This is a genomic window from Phytohabitans sp. LJ34, assembly GCF_052068095.1.
Taxonomy (GTDB): domain Bacteria; phylum Actinomycetota; class Actinomycetes; order Mycobacteriales; family Micromonosporaceae; genus Phytohabitans.
The window spans coordinates 128,015-149,436 of the sequence record NZ_JBQHDG010000027.1; the positions used below are offsets into that span (position 1 = coordinate 128,015).

A 21,422-nucleotide genomic window follows, 5' to 3' on the forward strand; every position below is an offset into this window, starting at 1 on the left:
CGATGGCGGATAAAGGCGACCTGGAGTTGGTCAACCTGACGAAGCGGTTCGGGGTCTTCACCGCCGTCGACGATCTCAGCCTCACGATCCCGCAGGGTGGTTTCTTCGCCCTGCTGGGAGCGTCGGGCTGCGGCAAGACCACCACGTTGCGCATGGTGGCCGGTCTGGAGGAGCCCACGACCGGCAAGGTGCTGCTCGGCGGGCGCGACATCAGCCGGCTGCGGCCCTACAAGCGGCCGGTCAACACCGTGTTCCAGAGCTACGCGCTCTTCCCACACCTGGACGTCTTCGAAAACGTCGCGTTCGGCCTCCGGCGGCGCGGCGTCGGAGACATCCGGGCGCAGGTCGAGAAGATGCTCGCCCTCGTGCAGCTGGAGGGATACGGCAAGCGCCGCCCGGCCCAGCTCTCCGGCGGCCAGCAGCAGCGGGTCGCGCTGGCCCGCGCGCTCATCAACCACCCGCAGGTGCTCCTGCTGGACGAGCCGCTCGGCGCGCTCGACCTCAAGCTGCGGCGGCAGATGCAGATCGAGCTCAAGCGCATCCAGACCGAGGTCGGGCTGACCTTCGTGCACGTCACGCACGACCAGGAGGAGGCCATGACCATGGCCGACACGGTCGCGGTGATGAACGCGGGTCGCATCGAGCAGCTCGGCGCGCCGGCCGAGATCTACGAGTTTCCGTCCACGCCGTTCGTCGCCAACTTCCTCGGCCAGTCCAACCTGCTGGCCGGCGAGGTGTCCGGCCGTTCCGGCCAGGACATCCTGGTATCGGCGTACGGTTCGCGCTTCTCCGTGCCCGCCGGCCGCTGCCGGGCCGTCGACGGAGATGTCTATCTGGGGGTACGCCCGGAGAAGCTCCACCTGGCGCCAGACAGCGACTCGGTGCCGGCGGGCCACCAGTGGGTGACCGGGGTCGTCTCGGATTCCTCCTATGTGGGCGTCAGCACGCAGTACCTCGTGCGCACCCCTTGGGGCACCGAGGTATCCGCCTTCGCCTCCAACGCCGGCGTGCTCGCCCAGGTGCCGGTCGGCGCCCAGGTCGTGGCGTACTGGCGGCCGGACCACGCGTTCCTGCTCGGCCGGCAGGCCGGTGCCGGCGACGCCACCCAACCGCTGCTGGAGCCGGTGCCGTGAGTGCGGTCGGGCACATCGGCACCGCAGTCGGTCCACATGAGACACCGCCACCGCCGCCGCGGAAAGGGCGGCGGCTCCTGCCGTACCTCCTGCTGCTGCCCGGCGGGCTGTGGCTGACCATCTTCTTCGCCGTGCCCGCGGTGCAGCTCGGCGCGACAAGCCTGTACGACCCGAGCGGGTCGCTACAGGACGGTTACGCGATGACGTGGGAGTTCGGCAACTACGCCGACGCGCTCTCCGCGTACTGGCCCCACTTCGTGCGCTCGCTCGTCTACGCGGGCATCGCGACGATCCTGTGCCTGCTGCTGGGCTACCCGCTGGCGTACGCGATCGCGCAGAAGGCCACCCGCTTCAAAAACCTCATGCTCGTCTGCGTCATCGCACCGTTCTTCACCAGCTTCCTGGTGCGCACGCTGGCCTGGAAGACGATCCTGTCGGACAACGGCTGGGTGGTCGGCGTGCTCCGCGACGTCGGGATCCTCGGCTCCGACGGCCGGCTGCTGGCCACGTCGGCGGCGGTGGTGCTCGGCCTGACGTACAACTTCCTGCCGTTCATGGTGCTGCCGCTCTACGCGAGTCTCGACCGCCTCGACGGCCGGCTGCTGGAAGCGGCCAGCGACCTGTACGCCAGCCCGCTGCGCGCCTTCGCGAAGGTGACGCTCCCGCTGTCGATGCCCGGCGTGGTGGCCGGCACGCTGCTCACGTTCATCCCCGCGGCGGGCGACTACATCAACGCCGAGCTGCTCGGCACGCCCAACCAGTACATGATCGGCAACGTCATCGACTCGGCCTTCCTGGTGCGCCTCGACTACCCGCAGGCGGCGGCCCTCTCGTTCATCCTGATGGCCGCGATCCTGGCGATGGTCTTCGTGTACGTGAAGCGGGCCGGGACGGACGAGGTGCTCTGAAATGAAACTGGGGCGCTGGCTGTCCGACCACTGGGTGATGGGCGTGGGAGTGCTCGTCCTCGCCTACCTGTTCCTGCCCATCGCCGTGGTCATGGGCCTCTCCTTCAACGAGCCGTCGAGCCGCCTGTCGTACGACTTCAACAAGTTCACAGTGGACAACTGGACCAACCCCTGCGGTCCGGGCGACATGTGCGACGCGGTCGTGCGCAGCGTGCAGATCGGCTTCATCGCCACGGTGGTGGCCACGGTGCTCGGCACGCTGATGGCGTTCGCGCTGGTGCGCCACCGCTTCCGTGGCCGCGGCGCGACAAACCTGCTCATCTTCCTGCCGATGGCCACGCCCGAGGTGGTGATGGGCTCCTCGCTGCTCGCGCTCTTCGTGGCCGGCGGCTTCCCGCTCGGCTTCTGGACGGTGGTCATCGCGCACGTGATGTTCTGCGTCTCGTTCGTCGTCGTCACCGTGAAGGCACGACTGTCCGGATTGGACAGCCGGCTGGAGGAGGCGGCGATGGACCTGTACGCCAGCGAGTTCCAGACGTTCCGCAAGGTGACGCTGCCGCTGGTATTCCCGGGCATCGTGGCGGCCGCGCTGCTGGCGTTCTCGCTGTCGTTCGACGACTTCATCATCACCAACTTCAACTCCGGCACCACGGTGACGTTCCCGATGTACGTGTGGGGCGCCGCCCAGCGCGGCATCCCGCCGCAGGTAAACGTCGTCGGCACCGCGATGTTCCTCGTCTCGCTGCTGCTGGTGCTCAGCACGTCGGTACGCCGGCGGAAGGCCTCCTGATGCGCGTCCTCGTCGTCGGGGCGGGCGGCGTCGGCTCGGCCGCCGTACCCATCGCCGCGCGCCGCTCGTTCTTCGACGCGATGGTGGTCGCCGATCTCGACCCTGATCGGGCCCGCCGCGCTGTGTCCGATATGGACAGGCGATTCAGCGCCGCGGGTGTCGACGCGTCGTCGGCCTCCTCCGTGGCTTCCCTGTGCCGGGACGCCGGCATCACGCACGTGCTCAACGCGGTCGACCCGCGGTTCGTCATGCCCATCTTCGAGGGCGCACTGGCCGCCGGAGCCGACTACGTCGACATGGCGATGTCGCTCTCCAAGCCGCATCCCGAGCGGCCGCACGCCGAGACCGGCGTGAAGCTCGGCGACGACCAGTTCGCACAGGCCGACCGGTGGGCGGCGAGCGGCCGGCTGGCGCTCGTCGGCATGGGCGTCGAGCCGGGGCTGTCGGACGTCTTCGCGCGGTATGCGGCCGACGACCTTTTCAGCGAGATCGACGAGATCGGCGTCCGCGACGGCGCCAACCTCGTCGTGGAGGGTTACGACTTCGCGCCTTCGTTTTCCATCTGGACCACCATCGAGGAGTGCCTCAACCCGCCGGTGGTCTGGGAGGCCGGCAGCGGGTGGCATACGACCGAGCCGTTCTCCGAGCCGGAGGTCTTCGACTTTCCGGCGGGCATCGGCCCCGTCGAGTGCGTCAACGTCGAACACGAAGAGGTGCTGCTGATCCCGCGCTGGGTCAAGGCCGGGCGCGTCACGTTCAAGTACGGGCTGGGCAGCGAGTTCATCGAGGTGTTGCGCACCCTGCACAAGCTCGGCCTCGACCGCACCGACGCGGTTCGCGTAGGCGGCGTGTCGGTGGCACCGCGCGACGTCGTCGCCGCGTGCCTGCCCGACCCGGCGACGCTCGGCGACCGGATGCGCGGCAAAACCTGTGCCGGCACCTGGGTGCGCGGCACCGGAAAGAACGGCGAGCCGCGAGCCGTCTACCTCTACCACGTGGTGGACAATGAGTGGTCGATGCGCGAGTACGGCCACCAGGCCGTGGTGTGGCAGACCGCCGTCAACCCGGTGGTCGCGCTCGAGTTGCTCGCCGCCGGCACCTGGTCGGGCACCGGCGTGCTGGGCCCGGAGGCGTTTCCGGCCCGGCCGTTCCTCGACCTGTTGACGGCATACGGCTCACCATGGGGGATGGAAGAGCGATGACCAGATACGGCGCGATGTACGGGCCCGACGTGACTTTCCTCGGCGTCGACAGGTGCGACCTCGGCGAGCAATCGTCCTATGCGGACGCTGACGTCGTGATCGTGGGCGCGCCTTTCGACGGCGGCACGTCGGCGAGGTCCGGCACCCGGTTCGGCCCGATGGCCATGCGGCAGGCCTGCTACCTCGCGCAGGACGGCTCCCGCCCGTCCCTCGCTCTGCGCGTCGACGGCCTCCGCGACCTGCGCGTGTACGACGCCGGCGACGTCGAGATGTTCTCCGGCGACATCGAGCGCGCGCACCGCGCCTTGGAAGACGCCGTCGCCGCGGTCGCCGGCGCCGGCGCGATCCCGATCGTGCTGGGCGGCGACCACTCGATCGCCCGGCCGGACGCGACGGGCGTGGCCCGCCACGTAGGCTTCGGCCGCGTGTCGATGGTGCATTTCGACGCCCACGCCGACACCGCCGACATCGACTTCGGTTCCCTCTACGGCCACGGCCAGCCAATGCGCCGCCTCATAGAGTCCGGCGCCGTCCGCGGTGACCGCTTCCTCCAAATAGGACTGCGCGGCTACTGGCCCGGCCCCGAGGTGCTCGACTGGATGGCCCAGCAGCGCATGCGCTCGTACGAGATGAGCGAAATCGTCGCCCGCGGCCTCGACGAATGCCTGACCGAGGCATTCGCCACGGCGGTCGACGACTGCGACGGCGTATTCCTGTCCGTGGACATCGACGTCGTCGACCCCGGGATGGCACCCGGCACCGGCACCCCCGAGCCGGGCGGCCTGACCGCCCGCCAGCTGCTCGACGCGGTCCGCCGCTGCTGCCTGGAGCTGCCGATCGTGGGTGTCGACGTCGTGGAGGTGTCCCCGCCGTACGACCACGCCGACATCACCGCCTACCTCGGCAACCGCGTCGTGCTGGAAGCCCTCTCCGCGATCGCCCGCCGCCGCCAAGGCCCGCCCTGGGACCCCCGCCAGCCCCTGCTCGACGGCCGCTAGAGCGCTGAGGCCGTCGACCTGGACGCACAGGCGGGGCAGCTCGACAGCGACGCGGTGAGCGCGACCAACAGCGGATGGGTGAGGCTGCGGGAGCAGCGGCATGGACCACGGCGGACGTCGCGGAAGTGTCACACCGGGACACACCGGCTTGACCAGCCGTGTCATCATTCTGGCTACCGAATCTTGTGGGGCCAGCGGGGGTAGGGCGCGGATCGATGGGTGAGTTCGTGGACGCGGCGCTCGGTTTTCCGGCCGTGCTGTTCACTTTCCTCCTGGTGGTCGTCGTCGGCTACTGGATCCTCGTGCTGCTCGGCGCGCTCGACATCGAGGCGCTCGACTTCGACGCCGACGGCGATGTGTTGGGCGGCATGGGCTTCGCCGGCGTGCCGGTGGCGGTCACCGCCTCGCTCCTCATCGCGATCGCCTGGTTCGTCAGCCTTGCCGGCACTGTGCTTTTCGGCGGCGTGCTGCTGCTCGCGATCCTCGCTCTGCTCGTGGCGCTCGCGGTCGCGTGGTTCGCCACGCGGCTGCTCGTCAAGCCGCTTCAAAGGCTCTTTCCCAGCGGGCCGGAGGCATCCCGCGCCGACTTCGTCGGGTCGGTGTGTGTCATCCGCACCGGGCGAGTCAGCCAGACTTTTGGCCAAGCGGAGGTTACCGCCGCCGACGGTTCCTCAGCGATCATCCAGGTGCGGCAGACCGGCACCGACACGTTCAAGTCGGGCACCGCCGCGCTGATTTACGAATACGACGCCGACGGGGAGTTCTTCTGGGTCACCCCCGTCCCACACCCCGAACCACACGGATAAAGAGGGACCCCTCATGGACGTCATCACCACCGGCTTCGGCGTGCTCGTCGCCGTCGTGCTTCTCGTCGTCATCGTGTTGCTGTTCATGGTGAGCCGGCTGTTCCGCAAGGTGGAGCAGGGCAAGGCGCTCATCATCTCGAAGATCCGGAAGGTCGACGTCACGTTCACCGGCGCGGTCGTGCTGCCGGTCTTCAACAAGGCCGAGATCATGGACATCTCGGTCAAGACGATCGACATCGAGCGCACCGGTAACGAGGGGCTCATCTGCCGCGACAACATCCGAGCCGACATCCGGATCACATTCTTCGTGCGGGTGAACAAGACGGTCGAAGACGTCATCAAGGTGGCGCAGGCCATCGGCACGGCGCGGGCCAGCGACCAGGAGACGCTTCAGGAGCTGTTCAACGCGAAGTTTTCCGAGGCGCTCAAGACCGTAGGCAAGCAGCTCGACTTCGTCGACCTGTACACGAAGCGGGACGAGTTCCGTGACCAGATCATCGCGGTGATCGGCACCGACCTCAACGGGTACAGCCTCGAAGACGCGGCGATCGACTTCCTGGAGCAGACGCCGATGGCCCGGCTCGACCCGGCCAACATCCTTGACGCGCAAGGCATCCGGAAGATCACCGAGCTGACCGCGATCGAGCACGTGCGGACCAACGAGTTCCAGAAGACCGAAGAGAAGGAGATCACCCGCCAAAACGTCGACGCCCGCCAGGCGATCCTGGAGCTGGAGCGGCAGCAGGCGGAGGCGGAGATCAAGCAGCGCCGCGAGGTCGAGACCATGCGGGCCCGCGAGGAGGCGGAGATCTCCCGGGTACGGGCGGAGGAGCGCCAGAAGGCCGAAGGCGCCAACATCCGGGCCGAAGAGCAGCTGGGCATCCAGATGGAAAACAAGGCCCGCGAGATCGCGGTCGCGGAGAAGAACCGCGAGCGGGTCATCGCGATCGAGACCGAGCGGATCGAGAAGGACCGCATGCTCGAGGTCATCGCCCGGCAGCGGGAGACCGAGCTGACCACGATCTCCAAGGACAAGGAGGTCGAGGGCGAAAAGCGGCTGATCGCCGAGGTGGTGCGGGAGCGGATCGCGGTCGAGAAGACGGTCGCCGAGCAGGAGGAGAACATCAAGCGCCTGCGGGTGGTCGAGGAGGCCGAGCGGGTGCGCCAGGCGACCGTCATCCAGGCCGAGGCCGAGGCGCAGGAGGCGTTGGTCAAGGACATCAAGGCGGCGGAGGCGGCCGAGGCGGCGGCCAAGCACAAGGCCCGCGAGGCGCTGGTGCTGGCCGAGGCGCGGCAGCAGGCGGCCGAGCTCGACACCCGGGCGAAGATCCGGCTGGCCGAGGGCGCACAGGCCGAGGCGGCCGCCGCCGGGCTCGCTGACGTGCAGGTGCGCGAGCGCGACGCGGCCGCCATCGAGAAGGTCGGCCGGGCCGAGGCCGCCGTGGAGCGGGAGAAGGCGCTCGCCACGGCCGAGGGCACGGAAAAGCTGGGCAGGGCGGAGGCCGCGGTCGAGCGGGAGAAGGCCCTCGCGCTGGCCGACGCGGTGCGCGAAAAGCTGAAGGGCGAGGCCGAGGGTCTCACCGAGAAGGCCGCCGCGATGGCCGCGCTCGACGAGGCGACCCGCGAGCACGAGGAGTACCGCCTGCGGCTGGAGGCGGAGAAGGAGATCCGGCTCGCCGGCCTCGACGTGCAGCGGCAGATCGCCGAGTCGCAGGCGTCGGTCGTGTCGAAGGGCCTGGAGAAGGCGAACATCGACATCGTCGGCGGCGACAGCATCTTCTTCGACCGGCTGATGAGCTCGATCACCGCGGGCAAGGCGGTCGACGGCTTCGTCGGCCACTCCGACGTGGCGCAGACGCTCGCCAAGCCGTGGCTCGACGGGTCGGCCGACTTCACCAAGGATCTGGCCGAGATGCTCAAGTCGCTCAACACGGCCGACGTGCAAAACCTGACGCTCTCCGCGTTCCTGCTCCAGCAGATCAAGTCCGGCGGTGCCGACGCGGAAAAGCTGAAGGAGTTGCTCCAGGCCGCGAAGCGGCTCGGCCTCGCCGACGCGCCCCTGGCTGAGCTGAACGCGAAATGACGGTAACCGCCGAGGCTTCTCCGAAGCTCGACGTCGGCACGTACGAGGTCCTGCGCGGCCGGCTCGCCGATCGTTCGGCCGAGCTGGCCCGCCGGGCGGAGGCGCTCAACGCGCGCCGCCTGGAGGTGTTCGGCAGCGCCGAGATGCGGCTTGTCGGCACCGAGCGGATCCGTACGGAAAACAACTGCGTGCCGCGCGACATCGTGTCGATCGGCGGGCTGATGCTCTTCGGCTACAACGTGTTCATCGGGCTCAAGCCGGAGACGACCGTCGACGACGTGTTCGCGGTGCACGCGTTCAGCCGCGACGGCGAGGCGTTTCGCTTCGAGCCGGCCGGCGAGGTGCCGTGGCTGCGCGACCCGCAGTTCCTGCGCGACTTCGGCGAGCTGTACCGGTACTACAAGGAGACCCGGCTGCTCCAGCTGCGCCGTCTCGACGGCCGGCTGCTCGCGATCTTCCAGACCGGTCCCAACATCGAAGACATCCGGGTACTGCGGTGGCAGGTGGCCACCGACGGTGCGGTGTCCTACATGGACAACCGGGGCGAGCGCGACCACACGTTTCCGTCGCCGCACGACTTCGAGTGGGTCGAGACCACCCGGGAAAACCACGTGCTCGGCCGCCACCCGCACATCTCCATCGCCGACGAGGTCTTCGTGGAGGCGGTCGGCGGCAACCTCACCGTCAAGGTGGAAAACAACACCGAGACCGGTGAGGGCATCTACGCCGAGCCGGTCGACGAGCCGCTCCAGAGCCTCGCCGACGCCGACATCCACTACGCGCGGGTCGGGCCGCTGATCCTGCTGCGGGTGCGGCCGTACAAGGAGACGGTCTGGCGCCACCTCGTCTTCAACACCCGCACCAAGACCGTCGTGCGGCTCGACGGCATCGGGCAGGCGTGCCAGCGGCTGCCCGAAGACCACGGCATCATCTTCCCCGGCGGCTACTATCTCGCGACGGGCGTCAACAAGACGTTCGACACCGACGTGGCGAGCCTGGAGTTCGACCGGGTCATCCGCTCGACAAACGGGGAGGACGTGCTCTACGTCTTCCACGCGCGGGCCGAGGGTCGCTCGCTCCTGTTGCCGTACAACGTGATCCGCAAAGAGGTAGCCACGCCGATCCCGTGCCACGGCTACTCGCTCTTCGACGACGGCACGCTCGTGGTGTTTCGGGCGACGTCCGAGGAGCCGACCCGGGTGCACCCGATGCAGGTGTGGCAGACGCCGTACCTGTCCGACACGTACGCGGCCGCGCAGCCGGTCGGCACCGGGCCACTTGAGCGGGTGGGCAACGCCGACCTGGTTCGCGGCATCTCGGACTGCCTCTCGGTGGCCCGGATGACCGACGAGATGCGGCCCTCCACCGGCGTCTTCGAGAGCCTGATCGCGACCTGCGCCCGCATCTTCGACCACTACCACTGGCTGGGCGAGCAGGAGCTCGGCGACCTGCGCACGCCGCTGTCGGAAGTGCGGGCCACCGCCGAGCAGGTGCTCGACGAGTTCGAAAAGGTGCAGGCGCTCACCACGCAGGCCGCCACCGCACTGGAGGAGGCGTCCGGCCGGATCCAGTCGCTGATCCGCCGCACCCGTGGCGAGGCTCCACAGTCGACGGACGGCTGGGTGGCGCAGCTGGCCGACCTCCGCTCGGCGCAGGGCCATCTGGTGACGCTCCGCGAGCTGCGCTACGTGGACATCGCGCGGATCGACGAGCTGACGCGGGTACTCGACGACGAGCTGGCATCCGCCGCGAAGCGCGCGGTGTCGTTCCTCCAGCGCGACGACGCGTTCACCGGATACCACGCGGAGATCGACCGGCTCGTCGCCGAGGCCGAGGGCATCGCCACCGTCGCGGCGGCCGAGCCGCTCGGCGATCGGCTCGGTGCGCAGGCCGAGGGGATGCAGGTCATCACCGAGGTGGTCGGCTCGCTCGACATCGCCGACGCCACGGTGCGCACGAGCATCCTGGAGCGGATCGGCGAGGTGCTCGGCGGCGTCAACCGGGCCCGGGCCACATTGGAGGGCCGGCGCAAGGAGCTGCTCGCCACCGAGGGGCGGGCCGAGTTCGCGGCGGAGTTCGCGCTGCTGGGCCAGGCCATCACGGGCGCGCTCGCGGTCTCGGACACCCCGGAGCGCTGCGACGAGCAGCTCGGCCGGCTGCTGCTCCAGCTGGAAAACCTCGAGTCGCGCTTCGGCGAGTTCGACGACTTCCTCGCCGACCTCGGTGCCAAGCGCACCGACGTGTACGAGGTCTTTTCCGCGCGCAAGCAGGCGTTGCTCGACGAGCGGGCGCGCCGCTCCGACCGGCTCGTCGACTCGGCCGACCGCATCCTCGCGAGCGTGCACCGGCGGATCGCCGTCCTGAAGACGATCGACGAGGTCAACACGTACTTCGCCGGCGACCCGATGGTGGCCAAGCTCCGCTCGGTGGCGCAGGACCTGCGCGACCTGGGCGACGCGGTGCGCGCCGAAGAGCTCGACGGCCGGATCAAGGCGGCCCGCCAGGAGGCCGGGCGCAGCCTGCGCGACCGCCTCGACCTCTACAGCGACGGCGGCGAGACGATCGCGCTGGGCCGGCACCGTTTCGCGGTCAACACCCAGTCGATCGACCTCACGCTCGTGCCGCAGGACGGGCGGATGGCGGTCGCGGTCACCGGCACCGACTACCGGGCGGCCGTGCGTGACGAGGCGTTCGAGGCCACCCGCCCCTACTGGGAGCAGCTGCTGGTCTCGGAGACGGCGGAGGTGTACCGGGCCGAGTTCCTCGCCGCGTCGATCCTCCTCGACGGCGACCTCGACGTCCTGCACGAGGCCGCGGTCGCCGACGGCGGCTTACGCGATCTGGTGCGCCGCACCGCCGAGTCGCGCTACGACGAGGGGTATGAGCGCGGGGTGCACGACCAGGACGCGGCCGCGATCCTGGATGCCCTGCTGCGCCTGCACGCCGGCGCCGGCCTGCTCCGCTACCCGCCCGCGGCCCGCGCGGCCGCGCAGCTCTTCTGGGCGTACGGCACCGACGAGGCCGCCCGCGCCGCGTGGTCCACGAGGGCGGGTTCGCTGGCTCGAGCCCGTGCCGCGTTCGGCGCCGCGCCGGCGATCGAAGAGCTGCGCGCTTCGCTCTCTTCGGCGGTGAGCGCGTTTCTGCGTGAGCGCGGCCTTTCCGTGGATGACCACCTCGCCGGTGAGTACCTCTTCGAAGAGCTGGCGAGCGCGCCGTTCGGCTTCGTCACCAGCGCCGGCGCCCGCGACCTGCTCGACCGCTTCCACCGCGCGAAGGTGGAGTCCTTCGTCGAGGATCTGCGTGCGCTCGGCGACGACCTGGCCGCCCGGCACCAGCTCGCGTCCGCCTGGCTCTCCGCGTTCGTCGGCGACACACCCGCGCCGGAGCTGCCGGAAGCCGTCGCCATCACGCTCTGCGGCGCCGAGGTGCCGCGCCACGACTCGTCCGCCGTCCTGTCCGCCACTGTGGACGGTCTGCTGGGCACCCACCCGCGGATCGCCAGCCGCAAGCTGGACCTGCGGCTCGACGAGGTGCTGGCCCGGGTGCGCCGCTTCCGGGCCGAGCGGGTCCCGGGTTTCCGGGCGTACCAGCGGCAGCGCAACGACCTCATCGCCCGCGAGCGCACCCGGCTGCGCCTGGCCGAGCACCAGCCGAAGGTGATGAGCGCGTTCGTCCGCAACCGCCTGCTCGACGAGGTCTACCTGCCGCTGATCGGTGACAACCTGGCCCGCCAGCTCGGCGCGGTCGGTGACGCCAAACGTACCGACCAGATGGGCCTGCTGCTGCTCATCTCGCCGCCCGGCTACGGCAAGACCACGCTGATGGAGTACGTGGCGAGCCGTCTCGGCCTGGTCTTCGTGAAGGTCAACGGTCCGGCGCTCGGTCACGCGGTCACCTCCGTCGACCCGGCCGAGGCGCCCAACGCCACCGCCCGGCAGGAGGTGGAGAAGATCTCGTTCGCCCTGGAGATGGGCAACAACGTGCTGCTCTACCTCGACGACATCCAGCACACCTCGCCCGAGCTGCTCCAGAAGTTCATCTCGCTCTGTGACGCGCAGCGCCGGATGGAGGGCGTGTGGGACGGGCGCACGCGCACATACGACCTGCGGGGCAAGCGGTTCGCGGTGTGCATGGCGGGTAACCCGTACACGGAGTCGGGCCAGCGCTTCCGGATCCCGGACATGCTCGCCAACCGCGCCGACGTGTGGAACCTCGGCGACGTGCTCTCCGGCAAGGAGCAGCTCTTCGCGCTCAGCTACATCGAAAACTCGCTGACCGCCAACCAGGTGCTGGCCCCGCTCTCCACAAGGGACCGTGGTGACATCGAGCTGCTCGTGCGGCTGGCGAAGGGCGACGAGTCGGTGCGGCCGGACCAGCTCCAGCACCCGTACTCCGGGGTCGAGCTGGAACAGATCCTCGCCGTGCTGCGCAAGCTGCTGCGCGTGCAGCAGGTCGTGCTCACCAACAACCAGGCGTACATCGCCTCGGCCGCCCAGTCGGACGCGTCCCGCACCGAGCCGCCGTACCAGCTCCAGGGGTCGTACCGAAATATGAACAAGCTCGCCGAGCGGATCGTGCCGGTGATGAACGAGGAAGAGCTCGAAGCCGTCATCGACGACCACTACCTGGGCGAGGCGCAAACGCTGGCCGCCAACGCGGAGGCCAACCTGCTCAAGCTCGCCGAGCTGCGCGGGCGGCTGACCGGCGAGCGGGTCGAGCGGTGGGCCGAGGTGAAGGCCGGCTACCTGAAGGCCCAAGCGCTCGGCGGCGCCGGCGACGACCCGATGAGCCGCGCCGTGGGCGCCGTGGGCCTGCTCGCCGACCGCGTGGGCGCGGTGGAGTCGGCGATCGACCGTGCCGCCGAACGCCTCCAAGAGCCAGCCTCCTAGGGGCGAGACCGCTGCTCCCGCGGCCTCACCCGTCCGCCGCCGGTCCCGCTTCCCCCTCCCGCCCTGTCCTGCCCTCAAGAGGGCAGCCCTCTCACTGTCTGGGCGGGTATACGGGACCCCTGCGGAGAATTCACGCCCAAGAGGGCTGCCCTCTTGGGGCTTGGTGGGGCTTGGTGCGCGGAGGTGGCAGTGGAGGTCGGGGATTTCGGCTCGTCCTGCGAGCCGCCGACCTCCGCGGTCTCCGGCGGGAGCAGCGGTCCGCCGCTGACGCGGACCGGGAAATCTGTTTCGAGATCTTGACCCGGAAGGTCTCTAGGACGACAAGGTGTGGAGGATGCCTTCGCAGCTGCGCACGACGACGCCGGCGGCCCGGCGCTGCTCCAGGCTCAGCAGCGGGTCTTCGGTCTGCTCCTGCCACCGCGTCAGCGCGTCAGTGGCCAGCTCCCACAGCTGGCCGGGATTGGTGCGCGGGTCGACGCCAAGCCGTGCGGCAGGTGCGGTGCCGCCCTCCCCGACGAGGCGGCGCGCCTCCGCCTCCAGCTCCGCGCCGAACTTGATCCGGTGCCCCTGGAGCGCCGCGACGAGCCGCAGTTCGCGGAAGTCGTGCGCGTTGGTCAGCGTGTGCTCCAGGTCGGCGAGGAGCTTTTCGCTGCCCGGGCGGGGCTCGGCGCGGAGCACCGACTCCAGCGCGGTGAGCGCCGAGCGGGCCTTGAGCGCGTCGGCCCGGTCGACGAAACACCGGCCGACCGCTTCCCGCAGCTCGCTGAGGCCGCTGCGGCGCACCAGCTCGGCGGCCAGCCCGGCGCGCGTGTCGGTGCCCGTGCCGGTGCGGATCAGCGTCGTGGCGAGCCGTACACCGAAGATGCCGAGCCGGTCGAGCAGGTCGACGCGGGTCTCCACGTCGACCTGCGCGGGAAAGTCTTCACCGGTGAACCTGTCGGTGGTCAGCAGGTACGGCTCCAGCTCCGGCCGTGGGGTACGGGCCAGTGTGGACAGTGCCGAGAAGTCACGGTCGCTCAGCACCCGGCCGGCCAGCGCGAGCAGGCCGCCGAGCGCCACTACGGCCAGGCAGAGCGAGCCGACGTGGTGGTCGCGGTGGTGTTTGCGGGCCAGTTGCTTCGCCGCGAGCAGCGCGTCGATGCGGCCGCCGCCGATCTCGTCGGCCCGGGAGAGGACGAGGATCACGTTGACCGGTGCGGCGCGGGCGACCGTGCCGTCCTGTGCCGCTTCCAGCCACTCCAGGTCGGTGCCGCGCCCGTCGCGGGTCAGGTAGAGCACCGCGTCCGCGTCGCGCAGCACCTTGTCGCCGGACTCCGGCAGCGCCGGGGTGTCCACAATGGTGGCGTTGCGCAGCGCCCGGCTGGGCCAGGTGACCACCAGGTCGTTGACGGGCGCCGGCTGCCACCGCCGGATGTCCACCCGCAACCCGTTCGCCGTGCGCGCGACCGGCAGCTCGACCCCCGCCGGGTACGCGGTGGCGTGCGGCTCGGGCCCGTCCTGGTACCAGGTGAAAACCTGCTCGGCGTCGGGCACCTCGATGGGTGCGACCTCCTCGCCGACGATCGCGTTGACTAATGTGGACTTGCCCGCCTGCCAGGGACCGGCGATCGCGATCCGCAGCGGCTCGTCGAACCGGCTCAGGTGGTGGCGCAGCTGGTCGGTGGCGGGCGGGCTGTCGTGGTAGAGGTCGAGCGCTTCGTGCATGAGGCGCCACACCGACTCTTCCAGAGCTGATGTCACGCGGGGTCCCCGCATAAACGTGGAGCGCAGCGGAGCGTTGTCGTGGGGTGCTTCATCCAACCGGCTCCAGGGGGCGACGCTGCTGCGGCACGCGGGGGCTGCCGAGCGCGGTCAGGGCCTGGGCCCGCTCGTACAGCGCGGCGAGCCGGCGCATCTGCTGCTGCACCTCGCGCTTGCGCTGCTCGCGCTCCAGCGCGTCGGCGTCCGCGGCCTGCTTCGCCGTGCGCAGCGAGTCGACGATCGCCTCCTGTAGCTGCTCGGTCAGCCCGGTGAAGTGGTCGCGCAGCGCCCGCTGCACCCACCGCGCGGTGTCTTTGCACTCCTTGTTGAGCCGCAGGAAGAAGTCGTCGACGTGCCGCTGCGACGCCACCTTGGCCGCGGCCTGGCGGCGGCGCAGCATCGTCTTGCCCTCGTCGCGGATGGTCTTGCCGCCGAAGAGCGCGCCGGCGCCGAGGGAGACCGGGTTGATCAGCGGCATGCCGGCGAGCGTCGTGGCGAGGCCGAACATGAGCAGCCCGCCGTACGAACCGCGGAGGCCGCTGAAGATCTTCTGTACCGGCGTGAACTTCTCCACGCTCGGCCGCTCGATCTCCTCCAGCTGCTCGGCGAGCCGGTCGGGGATGCCCGCCCGCCACTCGGGGAGGATGTCGGCGCCGTACCGGACGAAGTGGTCGGCGACCCGGCCGGTGATCCAGTCGCACCGCTGCACCAGCCACGCGAAGTTGGCCTCGGCGGCCTCGGTCAGGCTCTGCTCCATCCATGCCTGGTAGTCGTCCCAGGTCTTCAGCGGGTCGGCCGTCTCGAACGCCTCGTCGACCTTGCGCATGATCTGCCTGGTGCGGTCGCGCAGGTCGTACTCGATGTCGGACATCAGATCCGTCATCTCGTCGGACAGCGTGTTTTGCCAGCGGGTGGCGCAGCGGCGCAGCTCGTCGAGCCCGCGCTGCGCCTCGTACAGCCGGTGCAGCGACCCGGAGTCCTCAGTGGACATCTCGGCGCGCAGTGGTGCGGCGAGCTGCTCGATGACCGTGCTGGCCATCAGTCCGACCGCCGCGGGTGCGAGCACCTCGCCCTTGGAGCCCTGCTCGCGCTTGAGCCGGGCGATCAGGTCGGGGAAGCCGGACTCGGCGTTGACCGCCTTGTCGTTGGTGCGCGCGGCCTGTAGCCGCAGCGTCGCCGACACGGGAACGAGTGTGGCCGGCACGCCGGCGCTCGCGAGGTGCTCCCTGTTGCGCTCCGCCACGGCCCGCCAGTGCGGCGAGATGTCGATCTTGGTGAGCGCGACGACCACCCGCGGGTGCGACTGCATGATCTGGAGCAGCAGGTTGACCTCGGAGACGGAGAGCTCGCGGGTCGCGTCGGTGACCATCACCACGACGTCTGCCCGGCCCACCGCGGCGATGCCCGCGCCGGTGGTCGGGTCGTCGCCATCGGCGCCCGGGGTGTCGATGAGCACGATGCCGCTGGCCAACAGTCCACGAGGGACACCGATCTCGGCGTGCACTTCGCTCGCGCCCGGCCGCCGGCCCGGCGTCGTGGCGCTGATCCGGGCGGCGATGTCCGCGACGGGCATCGGCACGCGCTCGTCCGCGTCGCCGTCGTGCACCAGCGCCGCGGAGGGCGACTCCGCGTGCCGCACGACCGTGGGGATCGCCGTGGTGAGCCCGTCGCCGACGGGGCAGACCGGCGCGTTTATCAACGCGTTGACGAGCTGGCTCTTACCCTGCTTGGGCTCGCCCACGACAAGCACGCGCAGGGTGGGGTCCAATAGCTGCTCCCGCTTTTGCAGGAGCCACCGGACCAGGTCGGTGCGGCTGTGCGCCGCGCATACCCGAGCCGTCTCGTCGAGGGTGTCGAGCCAGATCGGTGCCATCACCGGACCAAGTCTGCTGATTTCCACTCATATATCAAGAGGGATGGGAGACCGGGCCCGAGTCCGGCCTCCCATCCCTGGGACCGCGGTAACGCTTAGAAAACCAGCCGTGACGCCGGGTCGTTCAGGCAGTGACGGCGGGTTTTTCAGACGAAATCAGAACAGGATGTCGGTGACGCCGAGGAGGCCGCCATCGGCGTGCGTGTCGGCGGTCGCCGAGCCGTGCACGGTGCCGTGCACGCCAGCCGAGCCGTGCGCCTCGGCGCCGCCGCCCAGCAGGCCACCCACGCCGACGCCGTCGAGCGTGCTGTCCACGGTGCTGGTGGCGCCGCTCAGCAGCGAGTCGCTGCCCAGGGTGTCGTTGAGCTCCGGCAGGTCGACCGGGGGAACGCCGACGCCGGCGGTCACCGAGCCGACCAGGCCGGTCACGCCGTCGAGCTGCCCGTCGACGGTGCCCAGGGTGTCGTCGGTGGTGCCGAGGACGTCGTCGACGGGCGCACCCGGGACCAGGCCGGTGGCGGTGCCCAGCGTCGCGTCGACCGTGCCGGTCGCGTCCGCGCCGATCGGACCGACCACATCGGAGTCGAGCGTGCCGGCCACGTCGTGCACGCCGGAGAGGTCGACGGATGCGCCCGAAGTGCTTGCCGCGACGCCGATGCCGGGGATGATGCCGGTCGTCGCGAGGCTGATGCCGCTGGTGTCCACAGTGATGGCACCCACCGCGGCGACGTTGACGTTCGCGTCGGCGCTGGGGGCGGGTACGCCGAGCGAGAGCTGCTGCGTGACCGACTGGAGCTGGCCGATCGCGTTGGTGGTGTCGCCGAGTGCGGCCACCTGGCCGAGGCCGAGGTCGCTCGTCGGCGCCAGGCCGGTGATCCCCTGTACCGGCGCGTAGTCCACGACCAGGGGGACCACGTCCTGCACGTCCGCGGCGGTGATGTCACCGAGCCCCGCGGCGTTGAGCGTGCCCTCGGGGTCCAGCTCGAAGGCCGAGCGCGCCTCGGGGTTGGTGAGGAGGTTCAGCACGAAGTCGTGCAGTGTCTGGGTCGATTCCATGCCGCTGACCGTATGAGGGCGCCAACCGCCGGGCATCGGGGACCGCGCCGGGTTTCCCGGTTAGGGGATTAGGGGGTCCGTCGCGCCAGAATTAGTGGCTCAGCAGGGCGAACATCTCTGGTACGAACGTATGGGTCCGCTGGGAGGAGAGCACTCGGATGCCGTACGTGCTGGGGATCGACATCGGTGGCACGACCACGACCGCCGCCGTCTCGCGTCTGGGTAACGCGAGATGGCTGGTGCCCGAGGTCGTGCGACTCGGGACGAGGTCCACGGCCGTGCCGTCGGTGCTGCACGTCGCGGGTGACGGCGCGCTTACGGTGGGCGAGCCGGTGCAGCTTGACGCTGGCCGGGTCGCGCGCGGTTTCGTCCGGCGCATCGGCGACGACGTGCCGCTCATCGTGGGTGGCGAGCCCTGCACACCGCAGGCGCTCACCGCCGTGCTGGCCATGTGGGTGGTCGAGCGGGTGCTGGCTCACGAGGGGGAGCCGGCTGAGCAGGTGGTGATCAGCCACCCCGCCGCATGGGGCGCGTATCGCCGGGAGCTGTTGCACCGGGCGCTATGGGAGATCGGCCTGGCCAACGTCACGTTGCTGCCGGAGCCTGTCGTCGCTGCCGAGAGTCACGCCGCGAGCGGCTGGAGGGGCCGCACCTTCGGCGTGTACTCCCTGGGCGGCAGCGACTACGAGGCTTCGGTCGTGCGCTGGGCGGAGGGTGTCGGCTTCCAACTCCTCGGCAGTGCGGGCGCGATCGAGCCGTTCGGCGGCGCGGACGTCGACGAGGCCCTCGTCGACCACGTGCGGTCGCGGCTCGACCGGGACCTGCGGGAGATCTTCACGAGCGGCCCGCAGGCCCGGATCGCGCTCTTCGGCCTGCGCCGGGAGTGCCGGCGGGTGAAGGAGGAACTGACCACGTCCACCGAGGCCGAAGTGGTGCTCAGCACGTCCCACGGGCACGTGCGGGTGCCGGTCAGCCGGGCCGAGCTCGAAGAGCTGGTCCGGCCGGCGCTGGAGCTGAGCGTCGAGACGTTGGCGCAGGTGGTGCGGTCCTGCGGCCTGCGGCGGCGCGAGCTGGACGGTGTCCTCCTCGTGGGTGGCGCGGCGCGGATGCCGCTGGTCGCGGAGCTGCTCCGCGCCGCACTGCCCGGGCCGGTCGCGGTGGAGGCCGAGCCGCAGAGCACGGCGGCCGCCGGGGCGGCGCTCGCCGCGGTGCAGGTGCTGTCGCCGCCAAGCGCGTGGCGGCAGGATCCAATGTGGATTCCCGAGCAGCGGGCCATCGAGTCGTCGAACCATGAGCCGCCGCCGTTCGTGCAAGATGGCATGGACGCCGGCCCGCCACCGCGCCCGCCCGTCGACATCACACCGTTGCGACTCCGGCCGACACAGCGCCTCTTCGGCCTGGTAGGAGGCCAAGCTTGAGCTCCCGCATCGTCCAGGCCCCGCGGCTCGTCCTGGATGAACCGACCGCGGCGCTGCTCGACGCGGCCACCGCCGCGCCGCACGCGTCGCTGCGGGTGGCCATTCAAGCACCCGGCGGATACGGCAAGAGCCTGCTGCTGCGGGAGCTGACTCGGATCTACCGCCATGCCGACGTGCCGGTGGTCGACGCGTGGCAGGACGTGTCACCGCAGGACGGTCCGTTCGTACTTGTTTTGGATGACGCCCACAGATTGGGAGACGAGCGGCTGCGCGAGCTGCGCGCGCTCGTCGAAGCGCGCCGGCCCGGCATCGTGCTGGCGTACCGGCCGTGGCCCCGTCCAGCCGCCCTCGCCGAGCTGCTTGAGCTGCTCCGGCTGGACGGGCCACCGCTGGTGCTGAGCCCTTTCACCGTCGAGCAGACCGCGAAGCACCTCGGCGTCGAGGCGGGCGCCACCGCCGCGAAGTACGTGTTCGCGCAGACCGGTGGTGTACCCCGATTGGTGGACCGGCTTGCGCCGGTGGCCGAGCGGCCGGATGCTGGTGTGCCCCCGCAGGTCCTGGTGCAGTTTCGGGCCGACCTCGACGACCTCGACGCCGAGCTGCGCGCGCTGCTGCTCGCCGCCGCCACGGGCGTGGAGCTCCCCACCGACCTGCTCGGCGCGCTGCTCGGCCGCGCACCGGACGCCGTCGACGACCTGCTCGACGCGGCCCGCGCCACCGGACTCCTGGCCCCGGACGGCCGGCTGGTGCCGGTCGCGCGCCGCGCGGTCGCCTCGCTCAGCCCGGCCGCCCACCGCACCGCCGTGTGGCAGCGGCTGGCCGAGCTCCAGCTCGCGCGCGGCGGTGCGGTACTCCCGCTGGTGCGTGCCCTGCGCGAGGCCGGTGTGAGCGGTGGTGGTCTCGCCGCGATGTTCGAGGCCGCGGCCGAAGAGGCCCTCGTCGACGAGCCGGCGCTGGCCGCTGAGCTGTTCGCGGTCGCGGCCTCCGCCGGGCGACCGACCGACGCGCGCCGCGCGCTGGCCGCGGCACTCTCCGGCGACCTCGACTCCGGCCTGCGCCTGGCCGACCGCCTCGTCGCCGCGGAGGGCTCGCCGGACCGCGCGGTGGGCGCGGCGGTATCGGGCTCCGCGCTCGCCCACCGGGGCCAGCTCGGCCGCAGCGCCGAGCTGTACCGGTGGTCGGGCACCACGTCTTCGGTGTCGTTCGCCGCGATCGGCTTCATCGGCACGGGCCAGCTCGGCCGGGCCGACGACCTGGTCCCGCCGGACGGTCCGCCCACGCTGCTCACCGGCGCGGCGGCGCTGATGGCGAGCGGCATCCGGGAGTCCCTTACCGGCTCGGCCACCGCGGCGCTGTCCACATTGGTCCAGGCGGCCGCGCTGCTGGAGCCGGCCGGCCGCGCGGTGCTGCTGCCGGACAGCCCGGCCGCGCTCGCCGCGCTGGTGGCCCTCCACTGTGGCGAGTTGGACACCGGCGAGGCGGTGCTCGACCGGGCCATCGCGGCCGACGTGGGCGCCGCGCTGATGTCCCGCCGCCACCGCCTTTTGCAGGGCTGGATGCAGATGGTGCGCGGCCGCACCGCCGCGGCCGCCGAGCACCTCGCCACCGCCGGCACCCGGCCGCTGGAGCCGCGCGACCTGCTCTTCGCCACCGCACTCGAGGCCGGCATCGCCCGCCGCAACAGCGACCTCGCCGCCCTGCACCGCGCCTGGGCGCAGGCCCGCGAGGCGGTGATGCGGCACCCGGTCGACCTGTACTCGCTGTTGCCCCTCGGTGAGCTGGCCGTCGCCGCCGCCCGCCTGGGCGAGCAGTCCCGCATCGCGACCCACCTGGGCGAGGCGTGGCGGCTGCTCGACCGCATCGGTCGCCCACCACTGTGGACGGCGCCGCTGCACTGGTGCGGCCTGCACGCGGCCATCATCGCCGAGGAACCCACAACTGCCGATGAACACGCCGCCGCGTTGGTGGCGACCGCCAAGCACAGCCGGTACGGTGCGGTGGTAGCGGCAGCGGCGGAAAGTTGGCTGGAGACACTGCGCGGGGCGGTCGATCCGGCCAAAGTGGAGGCTGCCGCCAGGGGGTTGCACGGTGCGGGACTCTGGTGGGACGGCGCCCGGCTGGCGGGGCAGGCGGCGATCCGTACGTCGGACCGCAAGGCCATGACCGCGTTGCTCGATTGCGCCCGGTTGCTCCAGGGCTCCGCCCGCGGAGGCGGTTCCTCGACGGCGGCGCAGCCGGCCGTGGCGCAAGTCACAGAGGCGTTCACCGCGCCTGCGGAGAGCCTGCTCAGCGAGCGCGAACAGGAGGTGGCGGATCTGGTACTCGACGGCCTGACGTATCGACAGATCGGCGACCGCCTCTTCATATCGGCCAAGACGGTCGAGCACCACGTGGCACGCATGCGCCAGCGGCTGGGCTGCGCCAACCGCGGCGACCTGCTCGCCAAGCTGCGTGCCATGACCGCGGACCGGCCGGGCGCAGCGTCGCGCCGGGCCCCTTGGCCGCGCCGCCCGATGGACTGAAGAT

At 70.8% G+C, this 21,422-nt stretch carries 13 protein-coding genes; 10 read left to right on the forward strand and 3 right to left on the reverse strand.

Annotated features, from left to right (window positions below; all coding sequences use genetic code 11):
* Positions 1–2: 2 nt before the first annotated feature.
* The 8 genes from ACTMTJ_RS38035 to ACTMTJ_RS38070 all read left to right on the forward strand — a co-directional run bounded on the left by ACTMTJ_RS38035 (position 3) and on the right by ACTMTJ_RS38070 (position 12,809).
* Entirely contained in the window at positions 3–1,133 is a 1,131-nt protein-coding gene (locus ACTMTJ_RS38035; protein WP_441223615.1) for an ABC transporter ATP-binding protein, read from the forward strand.
* Entirely contained in the window at positions 1,130–2,041 is a 912-nt protein-coding gene (locus ACTMTJ_RS38040; RefSeq protein ID WP_441223567.1) for an ABC transporter permease, read from the forward strand. Before ACTMTJ_RS38035 ends, ACTMTJ_RS38040 begins: the two co-directional genes overlap by 4 nt.
* A gap of 1 nt (position 2,042) precedes the next feature.
* Positions 2,043–2,831, forward strand: coding sequence for an ABC transporter permease (locus ACTMTJ_RS38045; protein WP_441223568.1), 789 nt, complete (start codon positions 2,043–2,045; stop codon positions 2,829–2,831).
* A complete protein-coding gene (locus tag ACTMTJ_RS38050; protein ID WP_441223570.1) occupies positions 2,831–4,033 on the forward strand; it encodes a saccharopine dehydrogenase family protein in 1,203 nt (400 codons plus the stop codon). Before ACTMTJ_RS38045 ends, ACTMTJ_RS38050 begins: the two co-directional genes overlap by 1 nt.
* Positions 4,030–5,031: an agmatinase gene (gene speB, locus ACTMTJ_RS38055; protein WP_441223571.1), complete on the forward strand. Its 1,002-nt coding sequence runs from the start codon at positions 4,030–4,032 to the stop codon at positions 5,029–5,031. The genes ACTMTJ_RS38050 and speB overlap by 4 nt, the downstream gene beginning before the upstream one ends.
* A gap of 215 nt (positions 5,032–5,246) precedes the next feature.
* A complete protein-coding gene (locus tag ACTMTJ_RS38060) occupies positions 5,247–5,837 on the forward strand; it encodes a hypothetical protein (protein ID WP_441223573.1) in 591 nt (196 codons plus the stop codon).
* A 13-nt stretch (positions 5,838–5,850) separates the two neighbouring features.
* Complete coding sequence (locus ACTMTJ_RS38065) at positions 5,851–7,920, forward strand: flotillin family protein (protein WP_441223574.1); 2,070 nt, start codon at positions 5,851–5,853, stop codon at positions 7,918–7,920.
* Positions 7,917–12,809, forward strand: a complete 4,893-nt coding sequence (locus ACTMTJ_RS38070; RefSeq protein WP_441223575.1) for a DNA repair ATPase — start codon at positions 7,917–7,919, stop codon at positions 12,807–12,809. Before ACTMTJ_RS38065 ends, ACTMTJ_RS38070 begins: the two co-directional genes overlap by 4 nt.
* Positions 12,810–13,121: 312 nt before the next feature.
* Here the strand turns inward: ACTMTJ_RS38070 and ACTMTJ_RS38075 are convergent, their stop codons facing one another.
* The 3 genes from ACTMTJ_RS38075 to ACTMTJ_RS38085 all read right to left on the reverse strand — a co-directional run bounded on the left by ACTMTJ_RS38075 (position 13,122) and on the right by ACTMTJ_RS38085 (position 17,478).
* On the reverse strand, positions 13,122–14,549 hold the full coding sequence (locus tag ACTMTJ_RS38075) for a dynamin family protein (RefSeq protein WP_441223577.1): 1,428 nt from the start codon (positions 14,547–14,549) through the stop codon (positions 13,122–13,124).
* A 52-nt stretch (positions 14,550–14,601) separates the two neighbouring features.
* Entirely contained in the window at positions 14,602–16,422 is a 1,821-nt protein-coding gene (locus ACTMTJ_RS38080; protein ID WP_441223616.1) for a dynamin family protein, read from the reverse strand.
* 156 nt (positions 16,423–16,578) lie between these two features.
* Positions 16,579–17,478 (reverse strand): IniB N-terminal domain-containing protein, encoded by a 900-nt coding sequence (locus ACTMTJ_RS38085; protein WP_441223578.1) that lies wholly within the window; start codon positions 17,476–17,478, stop codon positions 16,579–16,581.
* Positions 17,479–17,636: 158 nt separating this feature from the next.
* Between ACTMTJ_RS38085 and ACTMTJ_RS38090 the strand changes: the two genes are divergently transcribed.
* Positions 17,637–18,896: an Hsp70 family protein gene (locus ACTMTJ_RS38090; protein WP_441223579.1), complete on the forward strand. Its 1,260-nt coding sequence runs from the start codon at positions 17,637–17,639 to the stop codon at positions 18,894–18,896.
* Entirely contained in the window at positions 18,893–21,418 is a 2,526-nt protein-coding gene (locus ACTMTJ_RS38095) for a LuxR C-terminal-related transcriptional regulator (protein ID WP_441223581.1), read from the forward strand. The genes ACTMTJ_RS38090 and ACTMTJ_RS38095 overlap by 4 nt, the downstream gene beginning before the upstream one ends.
* The last annotated feature ends 4 nt before the right edge of the window (positions 21,419–21,422 follow it).

Bases quoted from the DNA above. Each gene is read 5' to 3' on its own strand.
- ACTMTJ_RS38035 (WP_441223615.1), top strand. From the start codon at position 3: ATGGCGGATAAAGGCGACCTGGAGTTGGTCAACCTGACGAAGCGGTTC.
- ACTMTJ_RS38045 (WP_441223568.1), top strand. From the start codon at position 2,043: ATGAAACTGGGGCGCTGGCTGTCCGACCACTGGGTGATGGGCGTGGGA.
- ACTMTJ_RS38050 (WP_441223570.1), top strand. From the start codon at position 2,831: ATGCGCGTCCTCGTCGTCGGGGCGGGCGGCGTCGGCTCGGCCGCCGTA.
- speB (WP_441223571.1), top strand. From the start codon at position 4,030: ATGACCAGATACGGCGCGATGTACGGGCCCGACGTGACTTTCCTCGGC.
- ACTMTJ_RS38060 (WP_441223573.1), top strand. From the start codon at position 5,247: ATGGGTGAGTTCGTGGACGCGGCGCTCGGTTTTCCGGCCGTGCTGTTC.
- ACTMTJ_RS38065 (WP_441223574.1), top strand. From the start codon at position 5,851: ATGGACGTCATCACCACCGGCTTCGGCGTGCTCGTCGCCGTCGTGCTT.
- ACTMTJ_RS38070 (WP_441223575.1), top strand. From the start codon at position 7,917: ATGACGGTAACCGCCGAGGCTTCTCCGAAGCTCGACGTCGGCACGTAC.
- ACTMTJ_RS38080 (WP_441223616.1), bottom strand. From the start codon at position 16,422: ATGGCACCGATCTGGCTCGACACCCTCGACGAGACGGCTCGGGTATGC.
- ACTMTJ_RS38085 (WP_441223578.1), bottom strand. From the start codon at position 17,478: ATGGAATCGACCCAGACACTGCACGACTTCGTGCTGAACCTCCTCACC.
- ACTMTJ_RS38090 (WP_441223579.1), top strand. From the start codon at position 17,637: ATGCCGTACGTGCTGGGGATCGACATCGGTGGCACGACCACGACCGCC.